The 12222-nt window shown below is 70.9% G+C and carries 11 protein-coding genes and 1 tRNA gene; 4 read left to right on the forward strand and 8 right to left on the reverse strand.

Features of this window, described 5'->3' with window-relative positions; genetic code table 11:
• Positions 1-31 precede the first annotated feature (31 nt).
• The 4 genes from H305_RS0128745 to H305_RS0128760 all read right to left on the reverse strand — a co-directional run bounded on the left by H305_RS0128745 (position 32) and on the right by H305_RS0128760 (position 4847).
• Entirely contained in the window at positions 32-1462 is a 1431-nt protein-coding gene (locus H305_RS0128745; RefSeq protein WP_028803498.1) for a GH1 family beta-glucosidase, read from the reverse strand.
• Positions 1463-1594: 132 nt separating this feature from the next.
• Positions 1595-2503 carry a carbohydrate ABC transporter permease gene (locus tag H305_RS0128750; protein ID WP_028803499.1) on the reverse strand — a complete coding sequence of 303 codons (909 nt, stop codon included), beginning with the start codon at positions 2501-2503 and terminating at the stop codon, positions 1595-1597.
• Positions 2500-3528 (reverse strand): carbohydrate ABC transporter permease, encoded by a 1029-nt coding sequence (locus H305_RS0128755; protein ID WP_028803500.1) that lies wholly within the window; start codon positions 3526-3528, stop codon positions 2500-2502. Before H305_RS0128755 ends, H305_RS0128750 begins: the two co-directional genes overlap by 4 nt.
• Entirely contained in the window at positions 3525-4847 is a 1323-nt protein-coding gene (locus H305_RS0128760; protein WP_028803501.1) for an ABC transporter substrate-binding protein, read from the reverse strand. The genes H305_RS0128755 and H305_RS0128760 overlap by 4 nt, the downstream gene beginning before the upstream one ends.
• A gap of 404 nt (positions 4848-5251) precedes the next feature.
• On the opposite strand from H305_RS0128760, the gene H305_RS0128765 reads away from it, so the two are divergent.
• Both H305_RS0128765 and H305_RS0128770 read left to right on the forward strand, forming a co-directional pair.
• The gene (locus tag H305_RS0128765) at positions 5252-6307 is read left to right on the forward strand and encodes a LacI family DNA-binding transcriptional regulator (RefSeq protein ID WP_028803502.1); all 1056 of its coding nucleotides are present in this window, start codon (positions 5252-5254) and stop codon (positions 6305-6307) included.
• A 96-nt stretch (positions 6308-6403) separates the two neighbouring features.
• Positions 6404-7231 (forward strand): serine/threonine protein kinase, encoded by an 828-nt coding sequence (locus H305_RS0128770; protein WP_028803503.1) that lies wholly within the window; start codon positions 6404-6406, stop codon positions 7229-7231.
• A gap of 85 nt (positions 7232-7316) precedes the next feature.
• On the opposite strand, the gene H305_RS0128780 is transcribed toward H305_RS0128770, so the two are convergent.
• From H305_RS0128780 to H305_RS56445, 4 genes are all read right to left on the reverse strand, one after another.
• Positions 7317-7389 (reverse strand) — tRNA-His (locus H305_RS0128780).
• A 109-nt stretch (positions 7390-7498) separates the two neighbouring features.
• Complete coding sequence (gene orn / locus H305_RS0128785) at positions 7499-8101, reverse strand: oligoribonuclease (protein WP_037765653.1); 603 nt, start codon at positions 8099-8101, stop codon at positions 7499-7501.
• 296 nt (positions 8102-8397) lie between these two features.
• Entirely contained in the window at positions 8398-9645 is a 1248-nt protein-coding gene (locus H305_RS0128790; protein WP_028803505.1) for a helix-turn-helix domain-containing protein, read from the reverse strand.
• A gap of 374 nt (positions 9646-10019) precedes the next feature.
• A complete protein-coding gene (locus H305_RS56445) occupies positions 10020-10532 on the reverse strand; it encodes a hypothetical protein (protein ID WP_420708151.1) in 513 nt (170 codons plus the stop codon).
• 406 nt (positions 10533-10938) lie between these two features.
• On the opposite strand from H305_RS56445, the gene H305_RS0128800 reads away from it, so the two are divergent.
• Together H305_RS0128800 and H305_RS0128805 are read left to right on the forward strand one after the other, a co-directional pair.
• Positions 10939-11466: a universal stress protein gene (locus H305_RS0128800; RefSeq protein ID WP_028803506.1), complete on the forward strand. Its 528-nt coding sequence runs from the start codon at positions 10939-10941 to the stop codon at positions 11464-11466.
• Positions 11467-11616: 150 nt separating this feature from the next.
• Entirely contained in the window at positions 11617-12180 is a 564-nt protein-coding gene (locus H305_RS0128805; RefSeq protein ID WP_028803507.1) for a GPR1/FUN34/YaaH family transporter, read from the forward strand.
• Positions 12181-12222 lie beyond the last annotated feature (42 nt).

Below are 12222 nucleotides of genomic sequence, written 5' to 3' on the forward strand. Positions count from 1 at the left end.
CCCGTCCCCCGTGTGCCCGGTCGGCCGGGGCCTACTCGGCGGCCGTCACCGGCGGCAGCGTGCCGGTCCGCGCGGCCTTCGCGTACCAGTGGGCGCTCGACTTCGGCGTACGGGCCAGCGTCGCGTAGTCCACGTACACCGCGCCGAAGCGCTTCTCGTAGCCGTACGCCCACTCGAAGTTGTCCATCAGGGACCACAGGAAGTAGCCGCGGACGTCCGCGCCGTCGGTGATCGCGCGACGCACCGCGGACAGGTGGCCGTGCAGATACGCGACCCGCTCCGGGTCGTGCACCCGGCCGTCCGGGTCCGGCTTGTCGTCGTAGGCGGCGCCGTTCTCCGTCACGTACAGCGGCAGGCCCGGGGCCTCCCGCGTGTAGCGCATGATCAGGTCGTGCAGGCCCGTCGGGTCGATGGTCCAGCCCATCTCCGTGCGCTCGCCCGGGGTCTGGTGGAAGGCGACGTCGTCCGCGCCCGGCCAGGGGGAGTGCGAGCTGGCGCCGTGGCCGTCCGCGCGGCTGCCCTCGACGGCCGAGTCGGCGGCCGAGACCAGCGTCGGGGTGTAGTAGTTGAGGCCGAGCGCGTCCAGCGGCTGGTGGATCGCCGCGAGGTCGCCGTCCTGGACGTACGACCAGTCCGTGATCGGGGCGGTGGCCGTGAACAGGGTCTCGGGGTAGGCGCCGTGCAGCATCGGGCCGTGGAAGACGCCGTTGGCGAGGTCGTCGATGCGGCGGGCGGCCGCCAGGTCCGCCGGCTCCTGCGACAGCGGCCGGACCACCGACGAGTTCAGGCTCACCGCGACCGAGTTGCGGGCGGGCATGACCGACCGGAGGGCCTTCGCACCGAGCCCGTGGGCCAGGTTCAGGTGGTGGGCCGCCCTCAGCGACGCCTCCGCGTCGGTGCGGCCGGGGGCGTGCACGCCGGAGCCGTACCCGAGGAAGGCGCTGCACCACGGCTCGTTGAGGGTGATCCACTGCTCGACTCGGTCGCCCAGCGCCGCGCCGACGATCTGCGCGTACTCGGCGAAGCGCAGCGCGGTGTCGCGCTCCGGCCAGCCGCCCGCGTCCTCCAGCTCCTGCGGCAGGTCCCAGTGGTAGAGGGTGATCGCGGGCTTGATGTCATGGGCGAGAAGCTCGTCCACGAGCCGCCGGTAGAAGTCCAGGCCGCGCTGCACCGCGGGTCCGCGCCCGGTCGGCTGCACCCGGGACCACGAGATCGAGAAGCGGTACGCGCCCAGGCCCAGATCCGCCATCAGCGCCACGTCGTCGCGATAGCGGTGGTAGTGGTCGACGGCCACGTCGCCGGTCTCACCGCCCGCCGTCTTGCCGGGCGTATGGCTGAAGGTGTCCCAGATCGAGGGGGTGCGGCCGTCCTCCCGCACCGCCCCCTCGATCTGGTACGCGGAGGTCGCGGCGCCCCAGAGGAAGGCCGGGGGGAAGGTCACGGGGGTAACGGGCTCAGACATGGAAGCGCTCCCATAGGGGGTCGAGGAGACCGACGGAACGGAAGTAGGGGAGAAGAGGAACAGCAAGAGGGGGAGGGGAGAAGGGGGCCGGGGCGACGGTGACCCGGCCCCGGAGGGCCCCGGTGCGGCCCGTCAACCCTTGACAGCGCCCTGCATGATGCCGCCCACGATCTGCTTGCCGAACAGCAGGAAGGCGATGAGCAGCGGCAGCGTGCCGAGCAGCGCGCCCGCCATGATCACCGACTGGTCGGGGATGTAGCCGGTGCCGAGGCCGTTCAGGGCGACCTGGACGGTGGGGTTCTGCTGGTTGAGCGCGATGATCGGCCAGAGGAAGTCGTTCCAGGCCATCACGAAGGTCAGCAGCCCGAGCACGGCCATCGCCGGCCGCGCCGCCGGGAAGACCACGTGCCATACGACGCGCAGACTGCTCGCCCCGTCGACCCGCGCGGCCTCGATCAGCTCGGTCGGCAGCGCCTGCACCAGGTACTGCCGCATGAAGAACGTGCCGAAGGCGCTCACGAGGGTGGGCAGGATGACCGTCTGCAGCTGGTTGGACCAGCCCAGGTCGCTCATCCACAGGTAGAGGGGGACCACGGCGAGCTGCGGCGGGATCATCATCGTGCCGATGGTGAGCAGCAGCAGGGTGCTGGAGAACTTGAACCGCAGCTTGGCGAAGGCGAAGCCGGCGAGCGTGGAGAACAGGACCGTACCGAAGGTGATGGTCCCGGCGACGATCACGGAGTTGACCATCGCGGTGCCGAGCCCGGCCTGCTCCCACGCGGTCTGGAGGTTCTTGAACAGGTTCCCGCCGAACCACAGCGGCGGCGGTGTCTGGGCGAGCCGCTCGTTGTTGCGTGAGGCCGCGATCGCGGTCCACAGCAGCGGCGCCAGCGAGACCAGCGCGAGAACCGCCAGGACGACATAGGTGACCGGGCCCGCGTGCAGCTGCTTGCCCGCACCGAGCACACGGCGCCGTCCGGGCCTCCCGCCGTCCGCGCGGCTCCCCTGCGCCTCGGGGAGCGTCAGTTCACTTGTGGTCATTGGGATTTCCTCAGCCGTCGGGTGATCAGCAGATTGATCGCGGCGACGATCAGCAGGATCAGGAACATCGTCCAGGCGATCGCGGACGCCTTACCGAGGTTGCCGATGCCCCAGCCCTGGTCGTACATGTACAGGCCGAGCGTCTGGTACTGGTGCGCGGAGCCGCCCTTCGAACCGCTCACCCCGCCGAACAGCAGGGGCTCGCCGAAGAGCTGGGTCGCGCCGATCGTCGAGACCACCACCGTGAACAGGATCGTCGGCCGGAGCATCGGGACCGTCACATGGCGGAACTGCTGCCAGCGGCCCGCCCCGTCGAGCGCGGCCGACTCGTACAGATCGGTGGGGATCGCCTGCATCGCCGCCAGATAGATCAGCGCGTTGTAGCCGGTCCACCGCCAGATCACGATCGAGGAGACGGCGAACTGCCCGCCCCAGTCGGACTCGCGCCAGTTGATCGGGTCGATCCCGATGAAGTGCAGCAGCCAGTTGATCATGCCGCCGTCCCACGAGTACAGCAGCGTGAAGACCAGCGTCGCCGCCGCCACCGAGGTGGCGTACGGGGTGAGCATCACGACCCGCCACACGGTCGAGCCGCGCAGCCGGTAGTTGAGCAGATGAGCGATCCCGATCGCCATCAGCAGCTGCGGCACCGTGGAGATCACGCCGATGGTGAAGGTGTTCTCCAGGGCGTTCCAGAAGAACTCCGAGGACAGCAGGTTCTTGTAGTTGTCCAGGCCCACCCAGGTCTGGTGGTCCAGGCCGGACAACTGCACGTTGTGCAGCGAGTACCAGGCCGTGTACAGCAGCGGCACGAGCCCGAAGGCCCCGAAGACGATGAAGAAGGGGGCGATGAACGCGTACGGTGACGCCTTCATGTCCCAGCGGTACAGCCGGCTGCGCCACGAGCTCGGGCCCGGGGGCGGCGTACCGCGACCGTGAGCGCGGCGGGCCGCGCCCGGCTGGTCACCGGGCGCGGCGTCGGCGCTCGACGCGGTCTGCGCGAGAGCCTGCTTGGAGCTGGTCACTGGCCGAGCACGTCCTTGATCTCCGACTTGGCCGCGTTCCAGCCCTGGTCGGGCGTCTTGCCCTTCTGCTCGACCTGGAGGATGCCGACGTCGGTGATGGCCGTGCCGATCGGCTGGTCCTTGACGCCGAATATCTGCGTCGGGATGGTCTTCGCCGAGTCGGAGAAGATCTGGGTGATCGGCGCGTCGGAGAAGTACGCCGTGGTGGCGGCCTGCGGCTTCAGCGCCGAGTACGCCGACGGGGTCGACGGGAAGCTCGCCTGCTTGCCGAAGACCTTCGCCTGCTGCTCGGGGGCGGTCAGCCACTTGGCCAGCGCGACGGCCTCCTTCTGGTGCTTGGTCGCCGTCGGCACGCCGATGAACGAACCGCCCCAGTTGGCCGCGGTCGGCGCCGCCGCCACGTCCCACTTGCCCTTGCCCGAGTCACCGGACTTCTCCTGGATGTAGCCCATCATCCAGGCGGGGCAGGCCACCGTGGCGAACGAGCCCTTGGCGTAGCCCTGGTCCCACGTCGGGTCGAACTGCTTCAGCTTCGCCGACATGTTGCTGGTCGCCACCGACATCGCGGTGTTCCAGGCCGTCTTCACGCCCGAGGACTTGTCCCAGATGACGTTGCCGTCCTTGTCGTAGTACCGCTGGCTCTCGCCTCCGAGTGCCGCGTTGTAGACCGACGAGGCGGAGTCCACGAACTTGGTGCCGCTCGGCGCCTTCTTCATGTAGTCCTTGCCGACGGCGACGTACTTGGACCAGTCGCCCTTCCACTGCTCGGCGAGCTTGGTGCGGTCCGTCTCCAGACCGGCCTTCTCGAACAGGTCCTTGCGGTAGCAGATCGCCATCGGGCCGATGTCGGTGCCGAGCCCGATCAGCTTGCCGTCCTTGGTGGTGGCCTGGGCGTTCTTCCAGTCCAGCCACTGGGACTTGTCGACCTCCTTGCCGAGGTCGACGAACTTGTCGGCCTGGGTCTGGACGGCCTCGGTGATGTTGCCGACCTCGATCGCCTGGATGTCGTCGGTGCCCGAGCCGGCCTGGAGGCGGGTCAGGGTCTTCGGCCAGTAGACGTCGGTACGGGTGGTGACGTTCTCCTTGATGGAGATGTCGGGGTGGAGCTTCATGTACTCGTCGTAGAGGCCGGCCTGCTTGTAGCCGAAGACGCCGAAGGTCCCGATGGTCAGAGTGGTCTTACCCTTGCCATTGCCGCCGTCCGAGTTCGACGAGCCGTCGTCCGAGTCGTTGGCGCAGCCGGCCAGCAGCCCTGTGGTCAGCGCGGCGACGGCCGCGAGGGCCCCCAGCCTGCGGGACCGACGGGTACTCGTGCGCATTGAGTCCTCCTGTTGCCTGACGTGCCGACCCCCCGGCCAACTGCTCTGTTGGGCCCGTTGTTTCTCGCTGCGGCTCGGGCGGGGAACGTGCGGGATGTGTATGTGTCAGGTACTGTGGGAGCGCTCCCACAGGTGATGTGTTGAAGAGTCGTCGGTTCGCGCGGGGGTGTCAAGGGTGGGAGCGCGGAGACATGCGTTCAGTTATCGGCCCGTTAGCTAACTCCGGGGCCGGAGCCGGGGACCGTCCCGGGACGGGTGAGTTGGCTCGTGTCAGTGTGCCCCGCCCGGTGCGGGAAGATGAAGTCCGGCGGGACCGGCACCCCGCGCCGGGACTCCCGTCCATGAACACGACTGTTAGATTCCAGGCCAGTCGCGGAGCGCGCGGTGTCGACGGGAGGCGGACCATGGCAAGCCACGGAGCGCGGGGCCGAGGTGGCGGCCGGCCGACCTTGGAAGAGGTCGCCGCGCGCGCCGGAGTGGGCCGCGGCACGGTCTCCCGTGTGATCAACGGCTCCCCGCGGGTCAGTGACGCGACCCGCGCCGCCGTCGAGGCGGCGGTCGCGGAGCTCGGCTACGTCCCGAACACGGCGGCCCGGGCCCTGGCCGCCAACCGCACGGACGCCATCGCCCTGGTCGTTCCCGAGCCGGAGACGCGCTTCTTCGCCGAGCCGTACTTCTCCGACATGCTGCGCGGTGTCGGCGCGGAGCTCTCGGACACCGAGATGCAGCTGCTGCTGATCTTCGCGGGCAGCGACCGGGAGAGGCAGCGGCTGGCCCAGTACCTGGCGGCGCACCGGGTGGACGGCGTCCTGCTCGTCTCGGTCCACGCGGACGACCCGCTCCCCGACCTCCTCTCCCAGCTGGAGATCCCGGCGGTGATCAGCGGTCGCCGCTCGGCGGACGAGACACTGCCGTCGGTGGACTCGGACAACTACGGTGGGGGCCGCGCGGCCGTCCAGCACCTGATGGCCCAGGGGCGGCGCAAGGTGGTCCACCTCGCCGGACGCCTCGACGTCTACGGTGCCCAGCGCCGCGTGGACGGCTACCGCCAGGCCCTGCTCGACGCCGGCCAGGAGGTGGACGACCGGCTGATCGTCCCCGGTGACTTCACCGAGGAGGGCGGTCGCCGCGCGATGAGCCTGCTGCTGGAGCGCTGCCCCGACCTCGACGCGGTCTTCGCCGGCTCCGACGTCATGGCGGCGGGCGCCCGTCAGGTGCTCCGCGAGGAGGGCCGCCGCATACCCGACGACGTGGCGCTGATCGGCTACGACGACTCCGCCATCGCCCGTCACATGGACCCGCCGCTGACGAGCGTCCGCCAGCCGATCGAGGAGATGGGCCGCGCGATGATCGACCTGCTGCTCGGCGAGATCGCGGACCGGCGTCCGGCGGTGTCCCGGGGCCTGGAGAAGCGGCAACTCGTCCTGCCGGCGGAGCTGGTGGTGCGCGCCTCGTCCTGAGGACCGTGCCGTGGTGCGGCCGGTGTACCGTCTGCCGCACCGCGGGGACCGGCCGGCGGCCCGCCCGCCGGCCGCCGGTAGGGCAGGCTGGTGACCATGGTCCTGCATCCTTTGCTCGGAGTCGGTGAAGTGCCCGCGGTGGAGCCGTATCTGGGCCGCGTCGGCGAGGTGTTCAGGGCATTCCGGGGGCAGGACTCGGGGTGTGTGTCGTACGGGGTGCGGCTTCTCGACGGCGCTCGCTGGTTCGTCAAGGAAGCGGTCAACGACCGGGCCCGTCGTTCACTCGGACGAGGATGGTCGTTTCACCGCGCCGTCCGGCACCCGGCGATCGTCCCCCAGGTGCACCGGATCGCCGTCGGCGACAGCTGGGCTGTGGTGATGCCCTGGCGCGAGGGCGAGGTGCTGAACCACGCGACCGCGGCCGGGCGCCGGGACCGTACGAGCCCGGACAGTCCGGCGGCCCGCTTCCGGGCCCTGCCGGTGGCCCGCGTGCTGGCCGCCTTCGACCGCGTCCTGGACGCACACCTCGCGGTGGAGGCCGCGGGTCATGTCGCGGTGGACTTCTACGACGGGGCGCTGCTGTACGACTTCGCGGCCGACGTGGCCCACCTGGTCGACCTCGACGAGTACCGTCCGGGCCCGTTCGTGGTGGAGGAGGAGCGCCTGCCGGGCTCGCGGCGCTTCATGGCCCCCGAGGAGTTCGTGCGCGGGGCGGTCGTGGACACCCGGACCACCGTCTTCACGCTCGGCCGTGCCGCCCGGCTGCTGCTGGACGCGGGAGACGAGGAGCGCGCCTGGCGCGGTACGCCGCAGCAACTGGCGGTCGTGGCGCGCGCCACGTTCCCCGATCCGGACGACCGCTTCGCCGACGTCCACCGTTTCGCGGCGGCCTGGCGGGCGGCCGACCCGCGCGGGGACGCGTGAGGCCGGGGCGCCGGAGCGCGCCGCCCGACTCCGGAAACGCACTCAGCCGGTGACCTGTCGATCAGGTCACCGGCTGACTGTTCAGGGTGAGTGACGGGACTTGAACCCGCGACATCCTGGACCACAACCAGGTGCTCTACCAGCTGAGCTACACCCACCACGACCGGTCCTTGGGTTTCCCCGACCGGCCGAGAAAAAGTGTACAGGGTCCGAAGGGGTGCTCGCGCACGGCTTTTGCGGGGGCCCCGGGAGGGCCCCGTCGCAGGGCTATTCCGCGGGCAGGACGTGCTTCGCCGCGATGGTGCGGGCGGTGTCCGAGTCGGGGCCGGGCTGCGGGACGAAGATCGCCTCGCGGTAGTAGCGGAGCTCGGCGATGGATTCGCGGATGTCGGCCAGGGCTCGGTGGTTGCCGTTCTTCTCCGGGCTGTTGAAGTACGCCCGCGGGTACCAGCGGCGCGCCAGCTCCTTGATGGAGGAGACGTCCACGATCCGGTAGTGCAGGTAGTCCTCCAGGGTCGGCATGTCGCGGAGCAGGAAGCCGCGGTCCGTGCCCACCGAGTTGCCGCACAGCGGGGCCTTGCCCGGCTCCTTGACGTGCTCACGTACGTAGGAGAGGACCTGCTCCTCCGCGTCCGCCAGGGTCGTGCCCGCGGCGAGCTCGGAGAGCAGACCGGAGGTGGTGTGCATCTGGCGCACCACCTCCGGCATCGTCTCCAGCGCCGCGTCCGGCGGGCGGATCACGATGTCCACGCCTTCGCCGAGCACGTTCAACTCCGAGTCGGTGACCAGCGCGGCCACCTCGATGAGCGCGTCGTCCGACAGCGAGAGCCCGGTCATCTCGCAGTCGATCCACACCATGCGATCGTTCATGCGTCTCACCCTACGGCCCGCTCCGGCCGGGTGGACCCGCCCGTACCCGCTCGCCCGCACCGAAAAGCGCGGGCCGCGGCGGCGGCCTCCCGCCGCCCGCCGGGCGGACGGGAGGCGGACGGCCCCCGAAGGCCAGGCGTCCGGCGTCCGGAGGCCAGGTGTGGGGCGTCCGGAGCGCGGGCGCACGGAAGAGGGCCCGCACCCGAAGGCGCGGACCCCTCCACGTATGTCCCCGCCGGCGCTCGGCCAGGCCCTGTCCGGACATTCCCGCCTGCCCGGCGACGGTCGGACAGGCCCTACTGTGGCGCGCTGCGCTGCCCGGGCAGGCTGGGCCTGCCTCCCGCGTACAGCTCCTGACCGTGCTTGCCCGGGTCGGGGCCCAGCGCCGCGGCCGACGCGGCGGGGCCCAGGGCGCCGGCGGCGGCCGTACGGCGCGTCTGCATCGGGACCGGGCTGTCCTGGTGCACGACCGGGGGTGGCCCGAGCGGTCCTGCCGGGCCGTCCACGTCCGACGTGCGCTCGGCCTGCGGCCTGCGGGCGCGGTACGCCGCCCGGTACGCGGCCGGGGACGAGCCGAGCTGGCGCCGGAAGTGACCCCGCAGCGCGACCGGCGAGCGGAAGCCGCAGCGCCCGGCGACCTCGTCGACCGAGTAGTCGGAGGTCTCCAGGAGGCGCTGGGCCTGCAGGACGCGCTGAGTGATCAGCCACTGCAGGGGCGCGCTCCCGGTGAGCGAGCGGAACCGGCGGTCGAAGGTGCGGCGGCTCATGTAGGCACGGGCCGCCAGTGTCTCGACGTCGAACTGCTCGTGGAGGTGCTCCAGCGCCCAGGCGACGACCTCCGCGAGGGGGTCGGCGCCGATCTCCTCGGGTAAAGACCTGTCGAGGTAGCGCTCCTGCCCGCCGCTCCGGCGCGGCGGGACCACCAGACGCCGGGCCAGCGCGCCCGCCGCCTCGTTGCCGTGGTCCGTCCGCACGATGTGGAGACAGAGGTCGATTCCGGCCGCCGTGCCCGCCGACGTCAGGACGTCTCCGTCGTCCACGAAGAGTTCCCGTGGATCCACGTGCACCGACGGGTAGCGCTTGGCCAGCGTCGGCGCGTACATCCAGTGGGTCGTGGCGGGCCGTCCGTCCAGCAGACCGGCCGCCGCCAGGACGAAGGCCCCGGTGCACAGCCCGACGATGCGGGCGCCCTCCTCGTGCGCTCGCCGCAGTGCGTCGAGCGCCTCCTCCGGTGGTGGCGAGGTGATCGACCGCCAGGCGGGCACGACGACCGTGCCTGCCCGGGAGATCGCTTCCAGGCCATGTGGTGCGGTGAGTTCCAGGCCCCCTGTGGTCCGCAGTGGGCCTTCCTCGCCCGCGCTCACCAGAAGTCGGTAGCGCGGTACGCCGGCGTCCTGGCGGTCAATCCCGAACACCGACAGCGGTATGGAACTCTCGAAGATGGGGCCGCCGCTGAACAGCAGCACCGCGACGATCTCCTTGCGGCGTCGCCCGGAAAGCTTCCGGGCCGCGGCTTCCGGCGCGGCAGTGGAGTCGTGGCTCATCCTGCTAAGCCCCCCTCGGTGGTCGCGGCTCCTCGGTTGTGTCGCTCCTGCACGTTTCCCCTCGGTCCTGCACGAGTCCCCCGCCGTAAGACAAGATCGAATCTACTGTGTCGCGTAGCGCCAAGGTGACCAGTTCGGTACTCCGCAGAATGTCGACATGGCAACTTGGCGTAAAGCATTCGATCACGAAGCGTTGCACTCGTGGGCCGTGCGGGGAAGTGCGCCTCGTGGCAGTGGCCAATCCACGTAGGGTGCGCGAGCCGCCCAGGACCCTTTCGGTGCAGGTCGAACGGGGGTTGGGGGGTCCTTCGGGCAAGGGAGGGGCGGTTCCCAGAAGTTGGCTGAAAAGTACCGGGGGCGTGCGCACAAACCGGTCAGTCAACCGGCTTGTTTCCCGTACCGCGCCGACCGCCTCTGTGCGCCCCGGTGCCACTCCAGCCGCGCAGATCGGCCACCGTGCCCGTTCCGTTCCTGCCCCGCGGATCGGGCGTCACGCCCGGCCGGACCCCGTCGGGCGGGCGGGCAGGCCGCTCCGGGACCCGGCCGCCGCGCGGTTCGGTCACGGTGGCCGACGCGGCCCTGCCGTGCCGGCCGCGCGGTGCGGACCGCTCCCCGGCGGGCCGCGCTTCCCGTTCCGCGGCGCGCAGCCGTGCCGCGCCCCGCTCGGACTGTCTCATCAGCAGTCGGCAGGCGCCGGTCACGGCGGCCAGCCCCAGGGCCGTCCCGGTCGCACCCGCGAGCGAGGCACCGAACCAGACGAGGACCACGGGGACCAGGACGCAGCTGAAGGCGGCCCAGCGCACCACGGCGCTCGCCGTGTCCGGCACCGGCGGTGACGGGGAGCGCGCCCCGGGGGAGGGATGGGGCGCGGTCTCGGGTCCGGGCACGCTGTGCTCCCTAGTGCTCCAGTGCTCCCCATGGCGAGTGGCGCGGTCCGGGGGCCGGCGGTCCGCTCTCCATGCTGTCCGTGGCGTGGCTCTCCTGTTCAACGCGTGTTCGACCGGCCGGTCACTGCCCGGCATGGGCGCCTCGTCCCGGGTGATCGCGGCCGTACCACGAGAAAACTCCCCGTCGCCGGGTGAACCCTGTGCAAACCACCTGTACGGGGCAGCAACCATTGCGTTACGGGCGCCTCTCATGCATGCTCCGGGGAACGCCGCACAGTGCGCGCGGGATCTGGGCAGAGGAGGCGTGCCGCCGTACCCTTGGGGGTATGGGGTTGGGAAGATGATTCCCGGACACTGCTCTGCCGCACGTCGTCCCCACCACGAGGATCCAAACGCCGAGATACCCATGGCCGGTCACGAATTCTTCGATCCCGCGAACCGCAAGCGCCCGCTCGCCGACCCCACGGCGGCCGAGCCCCTGGCGGCGGAAGAACCCCGCCAGTCCTGCGATCCCGCCTTCAAGCACGGTGTCGTCGTCGGCTTCGACGGTTCGACGTCCAGCGAGCGCGCCCTCGCCTACGCGATCGGCATGGCTCATCGCTCCGGCTCGGGTCTGATCATCGTTCACGTCGCCAACCGGCTGCCGACCACCGTGTGGGCGGGCTGCGAGCCCCCGGTCTTCGTCGATGTGCCGGACCACCGCACCGAGGTGCTGGGGCTGGAGCTGGCCTGCGCCGAGTATCTGGCCGAGGTGCCGTGGATCCTCGTCGAGCGCGGCGGTGACATCTGCCACGAGCTCGAAGAGGTGGGCCGGGAGTACGAGGCGGACGCCATCGTCGTCGGCTCCACGCACGGCATCGTCGGGCGCATCTTCGGCTCGGTGGCCGGCCGGCTCGCCAAGCGTGCGCAGCGCCCCGTCATCGTCATTCCGTAACTCGCCGTCGTCCCAGGTGGGATGAGCCCCCAGACAGTGCGGCGCTCCGGCTGTGCAGCGTGAAACTACCCGCGCGTAGAGGTGTTTGTGCCCTTGTGAAGGGCATATATCGCTCACCGCGCAACTGCACATGCATGAAGGGAGCCCGCCGTGGACAACGACGTCTCTGCGGGAAGCACCACCACGATCGTCGGCCGACTCGCCCTGGGAATCACCCTGTTGGCCTTCGGCCTCGGGTCCACCGACGTGATCGACGGCGTGACGGCGGCTGACGCCGTATCACTGGCCCACTACGTAGGCGGCGTTGCGCTCTTCGTCGCCGGTCTGCTGGCCTTCCGTGACCGCGACGCGGCGAACGGCACGGCCTTCTCGGCGCTCGGCGCCCTGTGGTTCACCTGGGCCGTCTCGGCCGGGAACCAGATCTCCGACAATGCCGCGGGACTCTTCCTGCTCCTGTTCGCCCTGGTGGCGCTCTCCTTGACGCTCGCCGGCGGCGACACGCTCGGCCAGGGCACCTACGGGCTGTTCTTCGTCTCCCTGCTGCTCCTCGCCGTCGCCCGGTTCGCGGACAGCGGCAGCCTCACCAAGGCCGGCGGCTGGTTCGCCGTGGCGGCAGGGGCGGTCGCCTGGTACGCCGCCACCGCGGCCCTCGCCCACTGGCCCACCACACTTCCGCGACGCGCCGCCGGCCGGGGGGTGACGGCCACCGGCTGAGCCAGGCGCGGGCCGGGGTTTTGGGCGGCTCCGGCCCATGGA

The organism is Streptomyces sp. 142MFCol3.1, from assembly GCF_000424945.1.
Classification (GTDB): domain Bacteria; phylum Actinomycetota; class Actinomycetes; order Streptomycetales; family Streptomycetaceae; genus Streptomyces; species Streptomyces siamensis.

Excerpts from the sequence above, each read along its gene's own strand:
- H305_RS0128800 (WP_028803506.1), top strand. The coding sequence starts at position 10,939 with ATGGCCGGTCACGAATTCTTCGATCCCGCGAACCGCAAGCGCCCGCTC.
- orn (WP_037765653.1), bottom strand. The coding sequence starts at position 8,101 with ATGAACGATCGCATGGTGTGGATCGACTGCGAGATGACCGGGCTCTCG.
- H305_RS0128745 (WP_028803498.1), bottom strand. The coding sequence starts at position 1,462 with ATGTCTGAGCCCGTTACCCCCGTGACCTTCCCCCCGGCCTTCCTCTGG.
- H305_RS0128760 (WP_028803501.1), bottom strand. The coding sequence starts at position 4,847 with ATGCGCACGAGTACCCGTCGGTCCCGCAGGCTGGGGGCCCTCGCGGCC.
- H305_RS0128790 (WP_028803505.1), bottom strand. The coding sequence starts at position 9,645 with ATGAGCCACGACTCCACTGCCGCGCCGGAAGCCGCGGCCCGGAAGCTT.
- H305_RS0128765 (WP_028803502.1), top strand. The coding sequence starts at position 5,252 with ATGGCAAGCCACGGAGCGCGGGGCCGAGGTGGCGGCCGGCCGACCTTG.
- H305_RS0128750 (WP_028803499.1), bottom strand. The coding sequence starts at position 2,503 with ATGACCACAAGTGAACTGACGCTCCCCGAGGCGCAGGGGAGCCGCGCG.
- H305_RS0128770 (WP_028803503.1), top strand. The coding sequence starts at position 6,404 with ATGGTCCTGCATCCTTTGCTCGGAGTCGGTGAAGTGCCCGCGGTGGAG.